We start from the raw sequence: 22,351 nt of genomic DNA on the forward strand, positions 1-22,351 counted from the left end.
TATAAATTAAATTTTAGATTCTTACCATGCAACTACTTTGAGTTCAGGCCATTTAGATTTCCACTTAATCGCTTTATTCATATAGATTGATTCCGTAATCATTTTTTTATTAGGACGCACAATTCCACTAAAAACATCATTCAAGCCATAAGGTGCAAAAGCCTCTATATCTTGCTGTTTATTAAGATATACCCCCAAAGAACTTGCGGTAGTTGGCCATGTACTAATTGCATCCTCAGTGCTTACGTAAGGATTTATCTTTTGACCGAATCTATGCTGATACCAAAGGTGCACACGAGCCTCATTTTTAACATCTATATTATATTTCTTCAAAGGAAGTTCGGACAATAACTGATTGCGAATTTCATTTTCTTTGGCTTCGCTTAAATCTGTATCAAAATAAACAATATCAAGGTCACTAATACCAAATCCTAAGTCTTTTGAGAAAATCTGGTTCCACACTGACTGGGTGATACTGCCGCCACCCACATAACTATTTGGTAAATTCAACTTGGAAATTGTCCGAAGTACGTTATATAGTTCTTGATCACGCATCAATATGTCATTCAGCAGTTTTATTTGCGCATTTAAAGGTACATTCACTCCACTTTGCATCAAAACACTCCTCCGCATTCATATCTTACGCACTAAGTTTTTGTATGAAATTTCGATAAACAGCTGAAGCCGCATTACCTGGGCTATCTGGAAACATAAATTGAGGCGCTTTACCGGCAGCAATCCATTCTGCTGATGCCAATTCATCAGATAATTTCAAATTTTGTTTCGCCGTTTTACCAATAAAACCATGCATTAAAGCATTGTTCTTTCCAAACCAATACGTCCCCGAATATTCAAGCCTGTTTAAACTAAGACCTAGTTCTTCTTGCACCTCACGTTTAGCAGCAGCCTCTGCACTTTCGCCAGGTTGCATGTATCCAGAAATGAACGATGCATAACGGTGCGATAAGTAAGGCATTTTGGCCAACACAATTTCATTATATTCATTAGCTACAAGCACAATCACGCAATCGGAAAAAGTCGGAAACCAGTAACGATCACAATGTTCACAATACGGTGTTAACCCATCGTCACCAGCAGCCTTATCAACTAATATTGTGCCACATACCGGGCAATAACTGTATTTCATAAGACTTCAGCCTCCATGTCTATTTTGGTTCTTCTTTACTCTTATTCATTCTTCTAAATTTAAGCTGTGCGTTAATCCTCTGTGCTGTCAATCGCCAATAAGTGCGTAGTGCGATCCAAATACAGACATATATAATCATGAAATTAATCAAAAAAATAACTAAATTATTGCCAACTAACCAATTCCAATGAAACAAAAGATTAAATCCACTCACGCTCAAAAAAGAAACTATAATCAGAATGGTCAATTCACCCTCGTCGATAGCATCAGCATTGACCTTACTTTAATAAACTAAATTTCTTAGTTAAGTTTCGAACCACTGTGTCTTCTCCACTGATTGCAATTCCAACCGGATCGGTTTCCTCTAGTTTACTACTTGAAATTTTCGCTGCATATTCTTCAAATTGGTTATTAAGTGATTGACCCGTAGCTGTGAACACAACACTCACCACCTGATCGTTGGCAGTCAAGCTTTTAGCGAGATTTGCAATTTGGCCTTTGCCACCTTTCAACACCACTATGCTGTATTTAATACCTGCATGAAGTACTTGGTCTTGATCAATAACTGGCTGCTCTGAAAATACGGCAGGGTCTAATTTGGAAATTTGGCCCATTAATATCGCGGCCACATTACCAACTTGACCAATAGAAAGATTTCTATCCAAAATTATTGCATTTCTCTTCATAAGGGATTCACCTCGTTCATAAGATATACATACTATACCTATTGTTGGTAACTAAAACTAGCAAAAGTTTTGTTTGTCCAAACAATTCAAAAAAACAGCCTAAACCATTTCATGCAAAATTTTTGCGTAAAATTGGCTTAGCCTGTTTTTTATCAGTAATTTATTATTTATTAGAAACTAGTTATCCGCATCTGTATCGTCATCCAATCGGGCTTTTAAAACTTCAATCGCCTGGTTAGTCGTTTCGATCTCTTCAATCACTTCCGACAAAGTCAGACCCTCGGAGCTGTAGCCTTTGTACGTAGCAGTCACGTATTCGTTTTCTTCCAATTGGCGAACACGTTCCCTCAAGTTGCCCAATTCTTCAATCATTTGGTCGTATTCACGATCGGTCATTTAGCCTACCTCACATTCATCGTTTTAACCAACTATTTTCCTAAGCTAAAGCTTCTGGTGCATCCAATTGGGGACCTTTCCCTTCACGTGCCAGCACCCAATCATCATAGTTCCATTCTTCAGTTGCCCGTCTCGAACGCATATAGTCCCACTCCGATTCACGTTCAACTTCCATAATCTGCCCACCAGGCCCAATCGTCACCCAGTTGTAGGAACCATTATTATGGGCAAATTTTATCCACAGCACGTCAAAATCGATTCGTTTTCCCTTGCTAGTTTTATAAAATCGTTTTAATCTGTCAATTCTCATAAATTGTAACCCCCGGGCATAATCTGCGTCCAAATTCTCCCAAACATCGGTGGCAAGTTGCACCAGATTGCTTTCAGATGGAAGCGGTAAACTAGGGTTTCCAAAAAAATTATTGTAGCTAATCAAGCGACCATCTTCACCATAAACTAAGGTCAGATGGGCATTATTGGAAACGACCTCTTTTTCTTGTTGATAACGTTCAACGCGAACTTTTTCACGATTGCGCTGTCGTTGTGTCGAAGAAACTAATTTAAATTCATCAGGAATTATTAGATCACGATCGATTTGATTCTTAACTAATACATACTCTGTCATATCACTCACGCTCCATTTTCTCTGCAAACTATTGAGTTTTCAATCTAATAACGCATCCAATCCAGTTTCCATTTTCCCAACTAACTGTTTCAAAACCACAGCTTCTTTGGGATCTAACGTTTCAACGACTGCTTGATTAATCGTCGGGAGGCAACGGACTAATTGATCGTACTTTTGCGTGCCAAGTGGCGTCAACTTGATAATGCGCGTACGACCATCTACTGGTGATTTTTCTTTTGAAATATAACCTAATTTGATCAACCGATTTAATCGCCGGGTCACATTACTTGGATTGAGGTAAATTTGTTTAAAAAGCTCTTCTTGCGATAATTCGCCCATATCGCCCACTTTTAGCACAAAAAAGTAGGTACTTGATGTCAAACCCAAATCCTTTAACTCTTTATTCATATACTGACTCACCTTATGTGAAACTGTATTAATTGCCCTAAGGTAACTATCTAATTCTCTTTTTGCCATGTTTGAAGTCCTTTCGAATCGCGTAAATTATATAAAGCAGTGCCATGCCTAATAACAATAAGCCGACCGCATATGTCCAACGTTGGGCAACTAAAAATGAACTTTTGGACACGCCAATTGCGGTATCTATTTCGCGATGATTGATGATAGATAGCACGCGATAAAAAATAATGGTCGACAATGTTGTGCCTAGAACTAAACCAAATTCGCGCACTAATGAATTGGTTGAACCAGCCATTCCCCGTAATTTTTCAGGTACCGACTGCATGATAATCACACTGTTGGGGGTGCCAAATGTGGCCGTTCCGACAGCCATGATAGCAGAAAGCCCAATAAAATAAAGCAGCTCGGATTTCCTAGTTAAAAATAATAGTCCAATTTGAGTCATCATAAGAATGCTCATTCCAATAGTCATTTCCACATGTTGGTCATAATGATCTGAAATGTACCCGGCCATTGGGGATGCAAACACTGACACAACGGGAGCAACCATTAATAAAATCCCTGAGAATTGCGTGGAATAGTTTAAAACAAGCTGTAAATATAACGGAGCTAAAATTGTAAAAAAGTAAGAGACAATAAAACTCAAAAACACGACGATAATGCTCTTTCTAAACATCTCATTGCGAAAAATTGTGAAGTTCAATAATGGTCGCAATGCTTTTTGTTCTGTTTTGACAAAACACCAACTAAAACCACCTAACAGGATGAGCAGTCCCGCCAAATAGGCAATGTGCGTATTCAGCTGAGTGGTCAACAAATATAAACATGTCGCAGCCAAAGCAAGGAGAATTGCACCATACCAGTCAATCCCCTTTTCTTTATGGCGTATACTTTTCGGGAAAACTAAAACCTCTATAATCAGACAAATTATTCCAATTGGTAAGTTAATCCAAAAAATGTAGCTCCACGGAAAACTGCCTAAAATAAGTCCACCTAATCCGGGACCTGCCAGTGCACCTAGAGAAATAAAAATACTTTCAACACCAAACGCACGTCCTAACTGTTTGGCTGGAAATGTATCGGTGACAATTGCATAGCTATTAGCCATGGTCATACTGGCACCAATTCCTTGAACAAAACGGCCTCCCAATACAAACTCGATTGTGTGTCCAGCTCCGGCTAAAAATGAACCGACCAAGAAAATAAATGTGCCAATTTCAAAAATTTGCACTCGTCCGTATTGATCACCAAATTGGCCAAATAATAATAACGTCGCACAAATGGTAATTAAATAGACCGAAATAATTAAGGTTGTCGTACCAGTTGCTGCATTTAAACTCTGTGCAATTTGAGGAATCGCGATAGCCACAATGCTCCCATCTACGATCACCATGAAAAAGAATAATCCTAGTACCGATAATATCAACCAGCGTCGTTTTTGTGATAGCATTTGACCACCCTCTCGATGGTATCATGGACCAATTTATTTGCTTAAGCAAATAAAAAGGCTTGGTTTTGTCAAACTCTTTCAAAAAAATTATATTGTGACATCCTACAAATAACCTGCCAACACTATTCTGGAAAATTCGAAGTACAAAGTTAGGACTGGTAGATTTAAAAGTTAATAGAATTTCGTAACTTTTCTAAGTTAAGGGGTATTTTAATTACAGAGGCAATCTTCATTAATTTAAATTAGTAATCAAATTTTTTTAATTCAAATAACGATGTGCTACATTTGGAGTACAAAAGGAAGTGATACAAATGCCCGCTACTGATCGTATACAAGTACGTATTGACGCTGCTATAAAGAAACGTGCCGAAGAAAAACTAAGAGAAAAGGGCTTTACAATTTCTGAATTCACAAGGATGATCCTGGCAGATGTTGCCAATAACAAACTGACCGTGAGAATTGAAACTGCAAACAATCAAGTAAACGCAAGCCTTGCTGAAGTTGTAAAAAGATACTGACAACTCAAAAGAAATCAAATCGTATTCAGATATAGACTCTTTGGAAAGGGAATTATTTAAGTAAATGCAAAAATTCACTTTAACTCCTACCAAACAATTTAAAAAAAGCCTAAAACGGGTAAAAAAGAACCCACGCTGGAAACCAATCTGTCAAAAATCATCAAATTACACCGAAACCAATCCGTTACCATGGCGATACGTTCTTCAATGCTTTATAGAAGACTCTGAAATTCCGGATTACTTTACGCACATCCACTAATGGTCAAACAAAAATACCCAGAACGCAAGTAGCAGTCTGAGTATAATTTGAAAAGCACATTGCCATAATACGCCTCTGTAAGCTTTTAACTTAAAAATGATTTGGTTAGTATAAAAAGTATTTGTAACGAGCGTCCCCACCCCTATAAAACAGCCATAGCCTCCTAAAGTTTAGGGATCCTATTCTTTTTCCTTTGCCACCACATTTATATTATTACTGACTACAAATGAGCTTGGCGTTTCATTCGCTAACACCATACTGGACAATTTTGGATACGAAACGGGGGCAGGTAGATAATAGAAAGTTGGCATTTTTTTGTAATAGTGCCATTTTTTTAGATCTTTTTGATTGTACAACCGTAATGGCAATAAAATCAGGTACTTTTGTCCATCCTGAGTTGTCATGAAATAATACTGATCACTTTGATATCCCTCAGAATTGGGAATTGCCCCTTGATAATAACCGACTGAAATCGTTGATGTGTAATCATAATCGTATTCAAGTGATTCATCATCACTTAAAGTGGATTTGGTAATTTTAGCAACTGATAAATTCAGAAATTCAGCCCGCTGTTTAATAAACGCACGCCACTGGTTATCAGTATACTTAGGTTTGTAAGTTGCTTTTAAAAACCGCTTTTTGAACGTTCGGTTTGAAATCCTTTGACTATGAGATCGAGCTTTGTCGGCCTTTTCCTGTTTTTGGTAAAGACTCTTTGCATGCTTTTTAAGATAAACCTGTAATTGCTTGGCATCTTTAACGCTCAAAACATGTTTGAAAATCCAATGAACCGCTGAATCATACTGCTGTTGTTCGCGTTTGAGTGATGCCTTGGATTCCAAGGGCTTACTCCCTACCTCATAACTAGTATGAGCAGCACCCAAAGAATTTGTTCCGGCATTAATCAAATAAGTGCTAGAGAATTCAGCACGAGGTTGTTTACTAAAATCATCATCGTTATTTGAGTAACTCAACCTAATTTTATGTTTACTAAAATCACCGCCGAATCGCACCACAAAGAGGTCATCACTATCCTGACTCATAAAATCTAGGAACCCTCGACCCCTTATCATCTTCAATATATGTCAAATTAAATATCATTGCCGACCTATTTTTCGTCTTTGGCACCTTAATTGGTTTTTTAAACGTGATATCGTATTGGTCATCGGTTCCCTGATCCTTCGCTACTGTTGCAATCGGATACTTATTAAGAAATTTCTTAGCGCCATCCGTTGACCCGCTGAAATCAATAGCAAGAAATCCAACTATCAACGCACAAACTACGACCGCAACTGAAATCACAAGCGTCTTTCTTTTCATCTTTTCCCCTATCGTCTTTCAAATTCGTTTTTAAGTCATAAATTATGGTCAAACGTTCTAATCTTAGTATTACTTTTCCGCCAACTTACGTGACCTGGTCAATTTAATAATCGACACGATCGGAACAACTACGAAAGGAAGCACTATTGCCACGCCAACCATCGCCGAAATTGATAAGTACATCACAATAAAGAAGAAACTGTTATAAACACCATAAAGAATAACAAGGAGAAATAAATAACCAATTTCGCCAAGCCAAATTTTAAATCTGGTTCGTTTAGGTGCATTCTTAGTAAACAACGGCAATGCAAATACCACCATCGCACCGATCAATTGTAGAAACAATGCGATCAACCCAGCATTATAAGGCCACTGAAGCATCGTTGTTGAAGTCCCAATCATTTCACCTTTTGTCTGCAGCTCATCTTCAACAAACCAGACTGTCTCGCCAACAATTAGTAAGGCATATGGCAAAATGCAATTGATCCACAATCGGTAGTTTCTGGTGAACCAACGGCTATCTAATTGATAATTTTCCGGTTTATAATGATAAGCCAGCCAACCAAATACAAGTCCAAGAAGCAGTGCACCTACCAAATCCAAACTCATAAAGCTGGTTAGCAGTAAAGCAGAAAGTCCGCTCGACGCCACGCCAAAAACGAGCATCAGACGCATACCAACAAGATAAATGGTCACAATCAAGCTCACCATCGCCAAGATAAAATATAGACGGGCTTTTTTCATCTTCTCATCCTCTATTTTCAATTTTTTATATTAGGTCGTAAATTTGACCCTTCGGCTAGCTTATTTAAACAAAACAAATGACGTCTTGTTGTTATGAAGCTTCGCAAAACGTCATCTCAAAACTACTTAGTTTAAATAAAATAATCAATCAATTGAAACAATCCTAATCCCACAAAAAAGATTCCGTAGATATAGGTCCAAATTCGGTTTGGAATAAAGAACAGTGCTGATCGGTCTTTAACTTCAACTTGTTGCAAAGTTTGCTCATCAACAAAGACTCTTTTTTCTTTAGAAATAAAATACTTGCAGAATAAATAGTTAATTCCTGCTGATACCAGTCCAAACACAATCAGTGTAATCCCCGTCTGTAATAAAGTTGCCATATTCGTGCTTTCTAATGCACCTGAAATTAGACCAACACCTAAGCCGCCGAGCATTCCAGAAACTAGTACTAAAAGCCCTTTTCCTCGCCACACAAGCATATTAATTCCTCCTAATATTTCAATTATAAATATGATATTACAGTATTTACTGCTTATTGACAATAGTAATTTAAGCAAATTTGCAAGTTACTATTAGATAAAAAGATTTATCGAGATCAGTTAAAAATTTGAATACTAGTTTTTCACAAATCCACCTCGCAAAGTACGCTTCCACGTTGGGGTAGAACATTGAACTAGTTTTTGCAAAAAAATACCCAGCCACATACAGCGGCCTGGGTATAAGTTGAAAACCTATTGTAATATTAATACCTTTTTAAAAATTGAACTAGCAAACCAACAATTATGGCTAGCATTACGGCGCAAAATGCTAAAAGAACCACAAAAATAATCGAACCCTACATTAACCCAACCTCATTTCAAAGATTAGCTAAATTTCCGATGCATTCCTACATTCACTGCCAATGACCCAGCAAGAAACAGAATCACGGCAACGTTAGAAATCACTGCAAACACAGTGGCTGCATTCAAAAATCCAAAGGCAATCAAGACAAAAAGCCAAGATTGAATTGCTAGCCAAATGACTACACCATCTACTAAAGAGAGTTTAAATAATTTGATATTTAAAATATCCAAAAACGCTGGCAACCGAAATTCAAAATCACTAACTACTTTTCTACACAGATGGTAGCTCACTAAGCCAAGTAAAACCTGTGCTAGAAAGAAAACAACTAAAATGGCAACCAAAGAATTAACTTGATCTCCAGTAGCTACTGTAATGGCATATACTGGGTGACCCCAGAAATTAATCAGTGTCGGAATTTGCGCCAGAATATACTTTCCAAAATAGACAACTGTCAAAACCTCAACAAAAATATTCACTAACATAAATGCACTAAGTTTGTATCTGAACTTTATCATAGTAAGCCTCCATCCCCGCTTGTGATCTCATAACTTCAAATTAAAATGTAAGCGCTTTATTTACAACTTCATTATACTAGCAATTTATGAATTAGCAAACTTCTAATTTTTAGTGCTACAAAATTTTTTCAATCAAACAGTGCATACTGTTTTCTAAAAAATCCAAAACAATAGACCTCAAGTTTTTTACAACCTGAGGTCTATTGTTTTATTTCGTGTCAGATCCATACACAATGGTTTGGACCTTCTTCGTTATTTTGGCTATCTTAGGGAATCCACTAAACCCGCTTTGGCCATGACCATGTGTCATGACAACTAAAATGTAGCGTTCGCCATTTGGCAAAGTCACAATTCCAGCATCATTATTCGTGTCATTCAAGAAGCCCACTTTATCGGCCACCTTCGTCCCACTTTCTGCAGCTTTAGCGCCAGCTGGAATTCCAGTTCGATAAATTTGTTTACGCATTAAAGCCAAAATTTTCTTCTGATCACTACTATTCTTAAATGGGCCTTTCGCTTGGCTCAGCTTTTCCAATAAGAGCATTAGGCTGTGGCTGGTCGTTGTCGCAACTTTTGTTTCTTGAAAAACGGGATTGTACCAGCCCTGTTTCTTAACAAAACTATTGACCGTTGCCATGCCATAACTTTGTAATTCATTATCCGCGTAAGTGTTGTCACTATTCACGATCATTTGATAAAAACCATTAGTATTGGTGGCTGTCCAGCTAAACTGCCCTTTTTGCTTTTGATTCATCAAAAAAGCACTGATGAATAATTTAAACGTGCTGGCCGCGACTTCCGGTGTATGTGCATTGGATGATTCGGTTGTTAAGCTACCTTTTTCGTAAACCGCCGCGTTCTTTATCTTCTTAGTAGCCTTTTTAGAAGCCCCCAGATTATAAAAACTAACGCTTGTGGTTCCGTCTTTTGTCACTTTATTCAGATAAGTTTGCAGCTGAGACTTAATTTTTTGGCGTTGTTTTACCACTTGTGAACTTCGCGAAGCGTTATCCGCCTGCGAAGCACTGCTAGCCGCGTTGGAATTTGATTGTGCACTACCTGAGTTTATTTTGATGTAAATTAATATAATCAAGAGTACTCCCATTACCCATGGGAAAGCTTTGAAAATAATTCTATTAATACTAGGTTTATTATTTCGATTCATTAATTTCAATCCTTCAGTGACGACAACCCAATTTTTTTTCCCCAATAACAAAGTTGTGCCTCTTTGATACTCTCTTTCAAGAATACTACTTAACTTGCATGTTTTGAACAGTCTTTTAGAAGCTTAATATTAACGTTTCATTACATTCCAAAAAAGTCTAGATACTCAGTAAAACACACCCAATTTAACTCGCGCTTCACGACTCATTTTGTCAATCGTCCAAACGGGTTCCCAGACCAAATTGATTTTTACCTGCTTAACTTCATCGGCCGCCATCAGTGCATCAGAAATGGCATTATTTAACAGATCGGTCAGCGGACATCCCATCGTGGTCAGTGTCATTGTCACTGTGCATAAGCCCGTTTCATCAACTTCAACGTCATAAATTAATCCCAAACCTACCAGATCAACACCAAGCTCTGGATCAATAACAGTTGATAAAATTCGAAAACCTTGATCTTTAAAATTTTCTTTTTCTAAGGTCATTCAAGGTACCCCCTAACCAATTGCACCTTCCATTTCAAAACTAATCAACCGGTTTAATTCCACCGCATACTCCATTGGCAATTTTTTCGTGAAAGGTTCCACAAATCCCATGACAATCATTTCAGTAGCTTTTCGTTCGGAAATTCCCCGGCTCATCAAATAATAGAGTTGCTCTTCCGAAATTTTTGATACCTTCGCTTCGTGCTCCATTGAAACATTACTATTCAAAATTTCATTGTATGGAATCGTATCACTAGAAGAATCATCATCCATAATAATGGTGTCACACTCTACATGAGCAAACGAGCCGGCCGACTGACGCGCAAACTTAACATTTCCGCGATAATCAACAATTCCGCCGTCTTTAGCAATTGATTTTGACACGATGGAAGATGACGTCTCAGGCGCGTTGTGAATCATTTGGGCACCCGTATCTTGATCCACATTATGACCGGCAACTGCAATCGACAACATGGTTCCCCGTGCGCCTCTTCCGTTTAAATAAACGGAAGGATATTTCATGGTTGTTTTGGAACCGAGATTACCATCTACCCATTCCATCGTGGCATTTTCAAGTGCCTGCGCTCGTTTAGTTTCCAAACTATACACATTGTTTGACCAGTTTTGAATGGTGGTATATCGGCAATAAGCGTCTTTCAACACATTCACTTCAACGACCGCGGCATGTAAACTATCTGTATCATATTTAGGGGCTGTGCAACCTTCCACATAGTCAATTCGACCCCCCTCGTCCACAATAATAAGTGTCCGCTCAAACTGACCAGAATTAGCGGCGTTAATCCGAAAATAAGCCTGAACGGGAATTTGTGTTTGGACACCTTTAGGAACGTAAAGAAATGTGCCACCGGACCAAACAGCCGCATTCAATGCAGCAAACTTATTATTCGTGGGTGGTACAAGTTTGCCAAACCATTTTTTGAATAGTTGCGGATATTTTTGTAAAGCGGTGTCCGTATCTGTAAAAATAATCCCTTTCTTCGCAAAAGATTCGCGCATATTATGATAAACCGCTTCGGACTCATATTGCGCGGAAGAGCCGGCTAAATATTGTCTTTCCGCTTGCGGAACGCCTAACCGATCAAATGTCTTTTTGATGGTTGCTGGCACATCATCCCAGTTTCGAAACTTCTTATCCGTTGCCTTTTGGTAGTACAACATATTTTTCAAGTCCAGATCATCCAGTTTGGGACCAAACTTTGGAATGGGCATCTTCTGATAAACTTTATAAGCCGCCAATCGATAGTCTAACATCCATTTTGGTTCATGCTTTTCGGCCGAAATTTGCCGAATAATTTTTTCATTTAAGCCTTTACCAGTTGAAAAAACAGGCTTCACATCATCATGAAATCCATATTCGTAATCTTCTGTTGCCATTGTTAATTACCTCCTTCCAAAGCTTCTTGAGCTGCATGCCAAGCTAAAGTGGCACATTTGATTCGCGCGGGGAACTCCGCCACACTGCCTAAAATTTCTGCATCGCCAAGCCATGCTTTCGCTTTTGTTGAAATTTGCTTGCCCATAACCAACTGAAAAAAAGCTTCACAACCTGCAACTGCCTCAGTTTTAGTTAACCCGGCAAGCGCATCTGTCATCATGCTTGCTGATGCTTGTGAAATGGTACAACCATTTCCTGTAAAAGACACCTGCTGCACCTTGTCGTCTTTCATTAAGATAAAGGCACGAATATCGTCGCCACAGGACACATTATGTAATTCCACACTAGTCGTCGCATCCGGTAACGCCAGTTTGTGGTGGGGATGACTTGCATGATCCATGACGACCGCCATATATAGCTGATTTAATTTATTTAGACTCACCTGCAAAAAACTCCTTCACCATTTGAATTGCCTGGACAAAACGATCCAGATCTTCAACTGAGTTATAAAAACTCAAACTTGCCCGAACGGTGGCTTGTACCCCTAACGTCGCCATTAATGGTTGCGCACAGTGGTGACCTGCTCGAACCTCAACGCCTAACATGTCCAATCCAGTGGCCACGTCATGAGGATGAAGCTGACCTAAATTAAACGAAATGATCCCCGCATGTTGACTAGCCTCTTTTGACCCGTATATTGTGAGCTTGTTAACAGCAGTCAGTTTCGGAAATAAATAAGCGGTTAATTGCTGTTCTCTGGCGTTAATTTCAGCCATGCCAATTTCAGACAGATAGTCAATTGCAGCGCCTAACCCAATAACACCACCAATATTTGGGGTTCCGGCCTCAAACTTCCATGGTGCTGCTTGCCAAGTGGCATTCGTGCGGCTAACACTTTCGATCATTTCACCACCAAATTGAACGGGTGGCATTTCTGCCAGCAATTCTGGTTTGCCATAACACACACCAATGCCCGTTGTCGCTAGCATCTTATGACCAGAAAAGGTCAAAAAATCGGCATCTAAATCCTGAACATCAACTTTTTGATGGGCAACAGATTGAGCAGCATCCACCACAATATACGCTTGATGTTGGTGGGCTAATTTTGCGATTTCTTTAATGGGGTTAGTCACCCCAAGTACATTGCTGGTTTGCGTGATTGCCACAATCTTCGTTTTATTTGTTAATTTGTGTTTCAAATCAGCCATGTCTAAAGTCTGATCCGCATTTAACTCGACATATCTCAAAGTTGCGTGTTTCCGTTTCGCCAATTGTTGCCATGGAATCAAATTACTGTGATGTTCCATAATTGTAATCAGAATTTCGTCGCCTTGAGTTACCACTAAATTGCCAAAACTAGTGGCAATCAAATTTAAACTATCAGTAGTGGACCGGGTATACACAATTGATTTAGCACTCGGTGCATTAATAAATGCAGCAACTTGATTCCGTACCTGTTCGTAGGCAGCTGTTGCCTCGTTAGCCAGGGTGTAAACGCCACGATGGACATTGGCATTCGAGTGTTGATAAAAATCACCAATCCGATTCAAAACTTGATTAGGAGTTTGCGAAGTCGCTGCATTATCCAGATAGACCAAGGGCTCATCATTAATTTTGCGTTTTAAAATCGGAAAGTCATGAGACAAATTTTTAAACTTATTAGGCATTGGGCAACTTTCTTTCTAAACTTTTTTGGAAGCTTTGACGTATTTGAGGATTGGCTATTTCTTTTGCCAATTCACCAATAAATCCCCGGACCACTAATCGCTTGGCAGTTGGTTTTGATAGGCCGCGACTCATTAAATAATACAATTGTTTCTTATCCAAACGGCCAACGCTAGCAGCATGACCTGCTTCCACATCATTTTCATCAATTAACAAAATGGGATTAGCATCCCCACTAGCCTTGTCTGATAACATTAAGATGCGATTTTCTTGTTCCGCAATCGTCCCATGCGCCCCGTGGATAATTTTGCCAATTCCATTAAAGACTAATCGTGATTCATCCAAAATGACTCCTCGCTGTCGAATTTTACCCACAGAATGGGGAGCAAAATTAGTAACTCGCGTATTCATACCCTGTGTTTGTTTTCCAGAAGTGATGGCCGCATTGTTAATTGTGGCAACTGCCCGTCTACCAACCAACTCGGCGTTCATTTCCGCAATGACGTTGCCATCGCTAAAGGATCCGATCGACCAATTAAGATGCGCATTTTCACCAACAGAAGCTTGACGATTCAAATAAATTGGTTGAGCGGCAGTAAAATCATCCAAATTAATTAAATTCAAGTGACTATTGGCCTCTAAAACAATTTCTGAAATTCGATGGCCGGTTTTGGCGGTTCCTGCCCCATTGCTCTGTATCCCAATCGTCGCCTGTGCGCCTTCACCTAGAATAATCAGGTTATGACTTATTTCCTGCTCAAACTTTGTCTTTGAGTTTTCCGGTAAAAGGATTGGCTTCGTTAATTTTGTGTTTGCAGGAATATAAAGAAAGCTCCCAGCATTCACAAAGGCCGTACTAAAATTAACCAATCGATCTGTTAAAGTCGTCAGTGCTTTTTGAAGATAATACTTTTCCACTAGCTTTTCATGCTTCATTAACGCCGTAGCCAACGTGCATAAAATATAATCATTTGTACTACAATCCATCTCTTGATCGATAGACGGTTTAACTTGAGTCATTAGTTCGCCTAATTGCCAATATTCATAATGAACTTTGGCAAACCGGGGCAATTTAGTATTCCGATAATTCTTTAAAGCAGTTTTTCGAATATCCGTAAACCAAGCAGGCTCATTTGGAAATAAGCCTAACTCTGGTAACTTTTTCATTATGGGTTCACTCATCTTCGTTAGACCTCCGAATCAACCAAATCAACATGAATTCCTAACTCATCTCGTAAACCAGAATAACCTTCATCCTCCAAGTGATCGGCCAATGAAGCATCCCCCGTTTTTACGATGCGGCCACCCATCATAACGTGCACTTGATCAGGTTTAATATATTTCAAAATTCGTTTGTAATGGGTAATCATCAACGTTCCAAAATCTGGACCCATAACATGATTCACCCCTTTAGAAACAACTTGAAGCGCATCAATATCAAGCCCGGAATCCAATTCATCTAAAATGGCAAAAGTCGGTTTAATCATCAGTAATTGCAAAATTTCATTGCGTTTCCGTTCGCCACCAGAAAAGCCCTCGTTTAAATAACGTTCTGCCATGTCACTCGTCATATTTAAAATGGCTAACGCACTATCTAACTGAGTTAAAAAATCTTTAATTGGAATTGGGGCACCTTCTGGTCGGCGGGCATTAATGGCAGCACGTAAGAATTCCATGTTGGTAATGCCTTTTATTTCTGCCGGATATTGCATAGCCAAAAATAATCCTGCACGTGCCCGCACATCTACCGCTTGCTTTAACAAGCTTTTACCGTTCAATAAAATGTCACCCTGTGTCACGTGGTAGCGGGGATTACCCATAATGGTTTCCGACAAGGTAGATTTTCCTGTGCCATTTGGACCCATAATTGCATGAACTTCACCGGTATGAATCGTTAAATTGACGCCGGTTAGAATTTCCTTCATTTTTTGAGTATCCTCATCTTTAACTGCCACATGTAAGTCTTTAATTTCTAAAGTTTTCATTCTCTGTCCTCCATTATCCCGATACCGCCACGCCAAGTAATGTCCCGATAAAATAGGTCACTAACGTGGTAAACACACCCACTGAAATGTTTCGAATCACCGCCTTATAAATCGGTGTTCCAGCTTTTTGATAACCAATAATCGCGTTGATCGAAAGAGCTGCAATCATTGCCAACGACGTATTCCAAACTCGCCATTGACTAGTTGAAAGACTGATTGCCAATAGTGGGATTAAAGCCCCACATAAAAACGAAAAGAAGGAAGCCGTAGCAGCATGAATTGGATTTAAGACATCAATTTCTCTAATCTTTGTTTGATAGGTTTCTGAAGTTTTGTAAACCGTGCTGGCTTGCCCTTGAATACTTAACCGGTTCAGCTGGACCTCTTTTTGGGCGCTTACGGAAATAAATTCACCACCAGCCATCGAACAGGCCCCAGCAAGCATACCGGAGACGCCGCTGATGAAAAGTGTATAACTGTTTAAATTGGCTGCTGCTGCTCCCAAAACAATTCCAGAAACAGAAATAATACCGTCATTGGCTCCTAAGATTCCCGCTCGAATCACATTTAAACTATCCCCAAAATGAAATCTTTTAGTTGTAATCAATTTATGAATTTCTAACATCTAATTTCTCCAATCTTATGTCGTCCTGTTAAATTCTTAATTTTTTTGACGAAAAATGCATGAATCGGGAGCATCAAAAATTCATGCATTCAAAACAAATTTAGTTACCGGACTAATTTATCCCAGATTACAACTTTATGGGTAGCCAACGATTTTGGCACATCGATAATACGCTGATTGGCGCTCCCTCGAAATTGAAGGGTTAAATCTTTTTGTTCTTCCAGAAAACGCCCGTCAACCAAAATATCCAATAGCGACAACATTTCCAATTTGTCGTCTGAATCCTTCAGCAATTCATCCCAGGTATAACCAGACCAAGACCAAATATCCTTGCTATGACCAAATTCTTGACGCACCCGTTTACAAATTCTTAGGCAAACTTGGGTATTCAAAAAAGGTTCACCACCCAATAAGGTCAATCCCTGCACATAATCTTGACTGAGATCTTCAATAATCTGATCTTCCAATTCTTGAGTGTAAGGTTTGCCATAGTGAAAATTTTGTGCCGCCACATTGTAGCAACCAGGGCAGTGAAATGGACAGCCACTCACATATAAGCTACAGCGAACACCTTCGCCATCCACAAAGTTAAAAGCCTTATAATCGGCAATATACTGGAGACTAAGATCTTTAGCCAACCACTCTTTCGGAGTCGGATTGTTTGGACCGTGCATTTTTTGCGGCATTCTTTATCATCTCCATCGTTAGATTTTTTCTTCGTGAAGCAATTTCTACGTGTCGGCCATGGACCATTGGCCGTTGTTGCGGATTTCCCAAATATCCACAGGTTCGTTTGACGACATCGCAATATTGCGGATCGTGGTTGCCACATTGTGGACACTGAAAGCCACGAGCAGTCGCTTTAAATTCACCCTTAAACCCACATTTATAGCACTTATCAATCGACGTGTTGGTTCCTAGATAGCCCACATGATCATAGGCCCAATCCCAAACTGCTTCGAGAGCTTTCGGATTTTGCGTCAAATTCGGATATTCACAGTAATGGATAAAACCACCCGAAGCGTATTTAGGAAAGTCCTGTTCAAAGGTTAATTTTTCAAATGGGGTCGGATGTTTACGGACGTCATAGTGAAAACTATTTGTGTAATATTCTTTATCTGTCACATTGGCCACTTTACCAAACTTCGCAATGTCGTCACGACAAAAAGTATCCGTCAAGGACTCAGCTGGCGTGGAGTATAAACTATAATGATAACCACTGGCCTGAGCCCACTCATCACATTTCTGTCGCATGGCTTTCACAACTTTTTCTGCAAATTCGTGCGCTTGGGCATTGTGCTCCCAGTTTTCACCATAAAACACAGTGCACACTTCGTATAACCCGATGTATCCTAACGAAACAGTCGCCCGTTGATTCTTAAATAAGTCATCTACATTCCCATCGGCCGGTAATCGTTTGCCAAATGCCCCATACATATACAGTAATGGTGCATTTTTTGGCTGTGCTTCTTTCGTGCGTTCAATACGATAGGCTAAGGCTTGGTGACACAAATTCATCCGTTCATCAAAAATCTCCCAGAATAACTTTTGATCACCATTAGCAGACAACGCCAACCGAGGTAGGTTTAGCGTGACGACGCCTAGATTCATTCGGCCTGAGTTTACTTCTTTGCCGTTTTCATCATGCCATCCCTGTAAAAATGACCGACACCCCATTGGTGTTTTGAAACTGCCCGTTAATTCCTTGATCTTGTCGTACATTAAAAGATCTGGATACATTCGCTTCGTTGAACATTCAACTGCTAGTTGTTTAATATCGTAATTGGGATCAGTTGGCCGTAAATTTAAGCCACGTTTCAACGTGAAAATTAACTTTGGAAAAATAGCCGTTCGATGCTCTGTTCCCAGACCCTTGATCCGAATTTCCAGAATTGATTTTTGAATTTCTCGTTCAATCCAACTAGTGCCCAGACCAAAGTTAACGGTGGTAAACGGTGTCTGCCCTTGTGAAGAATATAAAGTGTTGATTTCATATTCCAGTGCCTGCATGGCATCGTAAATGTCCTTACGTGTTTTTGCTTTGGCATAAGCCGCTTGTTTATCAGCAGCCACCCACTTTTTGGCATCAGTTAAGTGTTTTTGATAATTAATCTCCGCATAAGGAGCCAAAAGCTGATCAATTCGGTTGGCGGAACAGCCACCATACTGAAGTGAAGCCACGTTCGCAATGATTTGTGCCATCTGGGCCGTAGCGGTTTGAATGGAGCGTGGCGAATCTACTTCGGCATTACCAATTTTGTAGCCATTTTTTAACATGCCATCAAAATCGATCAAACAGCAGTTAGTTTCGGGAGTCACGGGTGAATAGTCCAAGTCATGCCAGTGAATATCACCCCGCAAATGAGCTTTAGCTACTAATTCTGGCAACATTTTAAGTCCCATCGCCCGACTGGCAGCGCCAGCCTCCAAATCTCGTTGCGTATTAAAGATGGTGCTATCTTTATTGGCATTTTCATGGACAACTTCGGCATCCCGTTCAAAAACTTTTTCAATTCTTTTTTGCACATTCGTGGCATCGGCAAATTTTTGCTGATCAGCTAAATAAAAATCTCGATACTTTTGGGCTGCTTCAGCGAATCCCTGATTTTTTAATTGGGTCAGAACAGCATCATGAATATCACGCGTTTGAATAACTGTTTGATCATGAAACTGATCATACAAAGCCTCATAAATTAATTCTCTGTCACTTTCATCTGGTAAAACCTTGGATAAGCTAAAAATTAACTTATAAGGATGAAACTTGGCCGTTTCGCCATCTCTTTTTTGAATTGGAATTGTTCGTAATAGTCCTAATTTGTCTTTAATTGTTGATATCATATTGTACCTCCTACTGCTTTATATATTATCTATTATTGTGTTTTAGTAAGTAAAATACCACAACTTGTTGTGATTTTATCTTATGTGCACACTATATATAGTAGTCCTTTTGAGTTCGTTTGTGTATCACTTTTTTAGTCGATTTTCTAACCAAATATCCACAATGCCGTTTCGCCGCAGATTAGCGACCCAAACTTTTTTTATTTATTTGAAAGCCTTCCCACTTTGGGTACAAAAAAAGGATTATGACAAAAACTAAATTTTTGTCATGATCCTTTGCTTAAATTTTTATTACGTCGATCAAACTTTATTGAAGTGCTGTAACTACTTCAAGTGTTGCTGAGAAATAATTCTTTTTTTCAATCTTCTTTGGCAATTGTTTAGCCGTCTTCTTTTGCAAACTAGTGTATTTCATTGTTTTTGCTGCAAAGTTAACCGGAGCAGTAAAGGCCGTATTGGTGTAACTATGAACAGCTCTTCCAGTCAAAGTGTAAACAGCTGTAATCTTCTTACGTTTGTTAAAGAAATTCAATTGTTTCTTTAACGCGTTTTTTGTCACGCTATCTTTGCTGATTTTATAAGTTTGTGCTAACCGCCATGGCACTCGGCAAGCATTATAACCATACTCATCATCTTGTGCACTCTCGATTTGATAAGCCTTGAATGCCGAAAGTTTGATGCTCTTGCCAGTTACCTTGATGAAATCAGGGAACAAGCCAGACTTGTGACGCGCACTTAACTTCTTAACTGCTACCTGGCTTTGTTTGGCTACTTTTGTCCAGGTGCTATCTTTGGTGTAACTTGCAAATGTCTTGAAGTATCCCGTCATCAAATCAGACGTCCGAAGTTTACTCTTATCATAGCTGCTGGTTGCCCAGTTACCCATTTTTGGCAAGTAAGTGGTTGTATTAATTTCTCGTTTTTTGATAGCCTTTAACAAAGTCTTGGCCGCTGCTTTGTAATTTGTTTTCTTACTTCCCCATTTTTTATCAGCTAAAATGAGTGAATAAGCAATATCCAAGTCACCATCGGTCGCACTATTTTTCTCTGAACCAACACTCTTCAATTTTCCTGAACGACTCGCTTGTCGCCACGTCATAAGAGCATCTTTACTGGAAATTCGATGGGCACGATAATAAGCGTACATTTGATTATATGTGGTGTGCGTATTTGCACCCTTTTTAGCAGCTAAAACAGTTGCCAACATGCCATATCCTTGACCTTCGGAAGTGACGTAAGTTGCCCCTGATCCATTATTGTTCTTCACATACTTTTGAGATTTTCCACCTACATAAGCTTTCTTCCACTGATTATATAAGGTAACCGCTTGACTCGTTTTTGCTCGTGCAGGTTGTGCCTTGAGATTGGTTAATCCCACGACCACCCCTGCAACAATGACAAGTCCTAAGAGGCTCACCCATAATTTTTTCTGCTTCAAACTTAAGTCCCCCTTCAATTAGAATAACCTACTTTTATTATAGCTATAATCATTGAAAGGTGTAACAACTAGCTTGAAATTTTTTTAAATCAACTACCCTATCATCCAGCCACTAAAATTCAATGCTATTTAGTGGCGCGTTTTAATAGCCAGGTCAGGCCAATTGCCAAAATTCCCATCAAAACTCCTGCATATGGTGTCATTGCCAGACCAGTAGTTTCCACAATTTGACTGCCTAACCCGGAGCCAATCATAATCCCAATGTTAAACGCCGAAATATTCAAGGCAGATGCTAGTCCAATATCTTCGGGATGATCCTGTTCAGCTAATTGCACAATAACTAATTGTTCACCCGGCACATTCATGAAGGCAAATAATCCCAAAAGAAGGACCATCAGTAGTCCCATCCATTTGAAACTAATAAACACACCCAAGAAGAGTTGTGTGACAGTCAACAAGGTAAACATCCACAAAAGACCAGTTAGTGGCGTTTGATTTGCAAACCGCCCACCCACTGTGTTGCCAATAGCCACCATTAATCCGTAAACAATCAAAATAATCACAACCGTACTTGGCTGAAAATGCATCAAACGGGTCATAATTGGGCTGATATAGGTGTAACTCGTAAAGGTGCTCCCATATCCAAAAATAGTTAGTAATAGTGCTAACAATATTTTTTTATCAAAGATAAGTCTGCCAATATTTTTAATCTGAATGGGTCTACCCACCGGTAAATTTCTAGGAATCAATATCCAAGTCGCTAATAAACTGACCAAGCCAATTAAAGCTAAAAATAAAAACGAAAACCGCCAACCAAAATGTTGACCAACAAACGTTCCCAGTGGTACTCCTGTGACGGTAGCCACCGTTAATCCCGTGAACATCAAGGCAATGGCACTCGCTCGTTTAGAAGGCGCCACCACATCTGCGGCGATCACACTAGAAACTGACATGAATAAGCCATGAATGACTGCCGCAATCAAGCGACCTACAAGAAGCCAGGCAAAGTTTTGTGCACTAGCCGCCATTAAATTGCCCAATATAAACACGACCATGATACCGACCATTAGCGTATGGCGATTCCATCGAGCTGTTAGAATTGTTAGAACTGGTGCTCCAATCATGACACCAAAAGCATATCCCGAAACGGTTAAGCTCGCCATTGCTAATGAAATTTTAAATTGGCTCACTAGTAAAGGTAATAAACCCACGCTAATGAATTCGGTTGATCCGATGGCGAAGGCACTAATCGCCAAAGACCAAAGAATTAGCGTTGCGTGTTGTGTTTGTTTTTCTGTCATTTGATAACCTCCCCAAAATTATGTCGCAAGATTTTATTATAGAGGTTATAAAATGGTCCACAAGTACGCACTTTACAGTCAGATAGTTACCTAAAAGTAAGAATTAGAGTACCTTTTGATAGTATGGGCTTTGGGTATCTAATAAATTAATTTTTTGGCCCGCTTTTCTTTGCCGTTCAATATGTCGTTCGCCCCAGTGGCACATTTGATCCGTCAAATCGGCCAATGTTTGACCATAATCTGTTAAGCAATATTCAACCCGGGGTGGAATTTCCGGAAAAACTTCGCGATGGATAATGTCATCATGCTCTAATTCGCGTAACTGCTGGGTTAAAACCTTTTGGGTAATGTTTGGAATCACTCTCAAAAATTCACCATTCCGCATGGATTGGCGTTTTAAATGGCATAAAATAATTGCCTTCCACTTACCATTGATCACGGACAATGTCGCTTCGACCCCAATGTTGTACGTTAAAGTTGGTTGTTTCATAATTGCAAACTCCTTTTTAATTCAAAAATAAAAACA

The 22,351-nt window shown here is 39.4% G+C and carries 27 protein-coding genes; 1 reads left to right on the forward strand and 26 read right to left on the reverse strand.

Annotation, left to right across the window (positions count from 1 at the left end):
* Window positions 1-21 precede the first annotated feature (21 nt).
* The 8 genes from AB3217_RS09300 to AB3217_RS09335 form a co-directional block, all read right to left on the reverse strand.
* Window positions 22-615, reverse strand: coding sequence for a nucleotidyltransferase family protein (locus tag AB3217_RS09300; RefSeq protein ID WP_057782810.1), 594 nt, complete (start codon window positions 613-615; stop codon window positions 22-24).
* Window positions 616-640: 25 nt separating this feature from the next.
* The gene (locus AB3217_RS09305) at window positions 641-1,147 is read right to left on the reverse strand and encodes an NAD(+) diphosphatase (RefSeq protein ID WP_057782808.1); all 507 of its coding nucleotides are present in this window, start codon (window positions 1,145-1,147) and stop codon (window positions 641-643) included.
* 19 nt (window positions 1,148-1,166) lie between these two features.
* Complete coding sequence (locus tag AB3217_RS09310) at window positions 1,167-1,394, reverse strand: DUF3021 family protein (RefSeq protein WP_057782806.1); 228 nt, start codon at window positions 1,392-1,394, stop codon at window positions 1,167-1,169.
* A 31-nt stretch (window positions 1,395-1,425) separates the two neighbouring features.
* Window positions 1,426-1,833 (reverse strand): DUF2000 domain-containing protein, encoded by a 408-nt coding sequence (locus AB3217_RS09315; RefSeq protein WP_367366029.1) that lies wholly within the window; start codon window positions 1,831-1,833, stop codon window positions 1,426-1,428.
* Window positions 1,834-2,010: 177 nt separating this feature from the next.
* A complete protein-coding gene (locus AB3217_RS09320) occupies window positions 2,011-2,229 on the reverse strand; it encodes a hypothetical protein (RefSeq protein ID WP_057782802.1) in 219 nt (72 codons plus the stop codon).
* A 40-nt stretch (window positions 2,230-2,269) separates the two neighbouring features.
* Window positions 2,270-2,854, reverse strand: a complete 585-nt coding sequence (locus AB3217_RS09325; protein WP_367366030.1) for a hypothetical protein — start codon at window positions 2,852-2,854, stop codon at window positions 2,270-2,272.
* A gap of 39 nt (window positions 2,855-2,893) precedes the next feature.
* Complete coding sequence (locus AB3217_RS09330; RefSeq protein ID WP_057782904.1) at window positions 2,894-3,331, reverse strand: MarR family winged helix-turn-helix transcriptional regulator; 438 nt, start codon at window positions 3,329-3,331, stop codon at window positions 2,894-2,896.
* Window positions 3,309-4,724 (reverse strand): MFS transporter, encoded by a 1,416-nt coding sequence (locus AB3217_RS09335; RefSeq protein WP_367366031.1) that lies wholly within the window; start codon window positions 4,722-4,724, stop codon window positions 3,309-3,311. The genes AB3217_RS09330 and AB3217_RS09335 overlap by 23 nt, the downstream gene beginning before the upstream one ends.
* Window positions 4,725-5,035: 311 nt before the next feature.
* Between AB3217_RS09335 and AB3217_RS09340 the strand changes: the two genes are divergently transcribed.
* On the forward strand, window positions 5,036-5,242 hold the full coding sequence (locus tag AB3217_RS09340) for a type II toxin-antitoxin system RelB/DinJ family antitoxin (protein WP_057782796.1): 207 nt from the start codon (window positions 5,036-5,038) through the stop codon (window positions 5,240-5,242).
* Between the two features lie 438 nt (window positions 5,243-5,680).
* Here the strand turns inward: AB3217_RS09340 and AB3217_RS09345 are convergent, their stop codons facing one another.
* From AB3217_RS09345 to AB3217_RS09430, 18 genes are all read right to left on the reverse strand, one after another.
* Window positions 5,681-6,544 carry a hypothetical protein gene (locus AB3217_RS09345; protein ID WP_057782795.1) on the reverse strand — a complete coding sequence of 288 codons (864 nt, stop codon included), beginning with the start codon at window positions 6,542-6,544 and terminating at the stop codon, window positions 5,681-5,683.
* Entirely contained in the window at window positions 6,531-6,821 is a 291-nt protein-coding gene (locus AB3217_RS09350) for a hypothetical protein (protein ID WP_057782793.1), read from the reverse strand. The genes AB3217_RS09345 and AB3217_RS09350 overlap by 14 nt, the downstream gene beginning before the upstream one ends.
* A gap of 69 nt (window positions 6,822-6,890) precedes the next feature.
* Complete coding sequence (locus AB3217_RS09355) at window positions 6,891-7,565, reverse strand: hypothetical protein (RefSeq protein ID WP_057782791.1); 675 nt, start codon at window positions 7,563-7,565, stop codon at window positions 6,891-6,893.
* Between the two features lie 131 nt (window positions 7,566-7,696).
* Complete coding sequence (locus AB3217_RS09360; RefSeq protein WP_068807777.1) at window positions 7,697-8,047, reverse strand: hypothetical protein; 351 nt, start codon at window positions 8,045-8,047, stop codon at window positions 7,697-7,699.
* A 384-nt stretch (window positions 8,048-8,431) separates the two neighbouring features.
* Complete coding sequence (locus AB3217_RS09365) at window positions 8,432-8,926, reverse strand: hypothetical protein (RefSeq protein ID WP_057782787.1); 495 nt, start codon at window positions 8,924-8,926, stop codon at window positions 8,432-8,434.
* A gap of 208 nt (window positions 8,927-9,134) precedes the next feature.
* Window positions 9,135-10,136, reverse strand: coding sequence for a serine hydrolase (locus AB3217_RS09370; RefSeq protein ID WP_367366032.1), 1,002 nt, complete (start codon window positions 10,134-10,136; stop codon window positions 9,135-9,137).
* A 120-nt stretch (window positions 10,137-10,256) separates the two neighbouring features.
* On the reverse strand, window positions 10,257-10,577 hold the full coding sequence (locus AB3217_RS09375; protein ID WP_057782785.1) for a metal-sulfur cluster assembly factor: 321 nt from the start codon (window positions 10,575-10,577) through the stop codon (window positions 10,257-10,259).
* Between the two features lie 12 nt (window positions 10,578-10,589).
* Window positions 10,590-11,972, reverse strand: coding sequence for a Fe-S cluster assembly protein SufB (gene sufB / locus AB3217_RS09380; RefSeq protein ID WP_057782783.1), 1,383 nt, complete (start codon window positions 11,970-11,972; stop codon window positions 10,590-10,592).
* A 2-nt stretch (window positions 11,973-11,974) separates the two neighbouring features.
* Window positions 11,975-12,415 (reverse strand): Fe-S cluster assembly sulfur transfer protein SufU, encoded by a 441-nt coding sequence (gene sufU, locus AB3217_RS09385; RefSeq protein WP_057782781.1) that lies wholly within the window; start codon window positions 12,413-12,415, stop codon window positions 11,975-11,977.
* Window positions 12,402-13,640, reverse strand: coding sequence for a cysteine desulfurase (locus tag AB3217_RS09390; RefSeq protein ID WP_068807786.1), 1,239 nt, complete (start codon window positions 13,638-13,640; stop codon window positions 12,402-12,404). The genes sufU and AB3217_RS09390 overlap by 14 nt, the downstream gene beginning before the upstream one ends.
* On the reverse strand, window positions 13,633-14,820 hold the full coding sequence (sufD, locus tag AB3217_RS09395; RefSeq protein ID WP_068807789.1) for a Fe-S cluster assembly protein SufD: 1,188 nt from the start codon (window positions 14,818-14,820) through the stop codon (window positions 13,633-13,635). The genes AB3217_RS09390 and sufD overlap by 8 nt, the downstream gene beginning before the upstream one ends.
* Window positions 14,821-14,825: 5 nt before the next feature.
* Window positions 14,826-15,623 carry a Fe-S cluster assembly ATPase SufC gene (sufC, locus tag AB3217_RS09400; RefSeq protein WP_068807792.1) on the reverse strand — a complete coding sequence of 266 codons (798 nt, stop codon included), beginning with the start codon at window positions 15,621-15,623 and terminating at the stop codon, window positions 14,826-14,828.
* A 13-nt stretch (window positions 15,624-15,636) separates the two neighbouring features.
* On the reverse strand, window positions 15,637-16,248 hold the full coding sequence (locus AB3217_RS09405) for a VIT1/CCC1 transporter family protein (protein ID WP_367366033.1): 612 nt from the start codon (window positions 16,246-16,248) through the stop codon (window positions 15,637-15,639).
* A 104-nt stretch (window positions 16,249-16,352) separates the two neighbouring features.
* A complete protein-coding gene (gene nrdG / locus AB3217_RS09410; protein WP_057782773.1) occupies window positions 16,353-16,934 on the reverse strand; it encodes an anaerobic ribonucleoside-triphosphate reductase activating protein in 582 nt (193 codons plus the stop codon).
* Window positions 16,879-19,086 carry an anaerobic ribonucleoside-triphosphate reductase gene (gene nrdD, locus AB3217_RS09415; protein WP_068807797.1) on the reverse strand — a complete coding sequence of 736 codons (2,208 nt, stop codon included), beginning with the start codon at window positions 19,084-19,086 and terminating at the stop codon, window positions 16,879-16,881. The genes nrdG and nrdD overlap by 56 nt, the downstream gene beginning before the upstream one ends.
* A 307-nt stretch (window positions 19,087-19,393) precedes the next feature.
* Window positions 19,394-20,524, reverse strand: a complete 1,131-nt coding sequence (locus AB3217_RS09420; RefSeq protein WP_057782769.1) for a glycosyl hydrolase family 8 — start codon at window positions 20,522-20,524, stop codon at window positions 19,394-19,396.
* A 125-nt stretch (window positions 20,525-20,649) separates the two neighbouring features.
* On the reverse strand, window positions 20,650-21,825 hold the full coding sequence (locus tag AB3217_RS09425) for an MFS transporter (protein ID WP_068808312.1): 1,176 nt from the start codon (window positions 21,823-21,825) through the stop codon (window positions 20,650-20,652).
* A gap of 103 nt (window positions 21,826-21,928) precedes the next feature.
* Window positions 21,929-22,315 carry a helix-turn-helix domain-containing protein gene (locus AB3217_RS09430; protein WP_057782765.1) on the reverse strand — a complete coding sequence of 129 codons (387 nt, stop codon included), beginning with the start codon at window positions 22,313-22,315 and terminating at the stop codon, window positions 21,929-21,931.
* Window positions 22,316-22,351 lie beyond the last annotated feature (36 nt).

It is taken from the genome of Pediococcus parvulus, from assembly GCF_964063155.1.
GTDB lineage: Bacteria > Bacillota > Bacilli > Lactobacillales > Lactobacillaceae > Pediococcus > Pediococcus parvulus.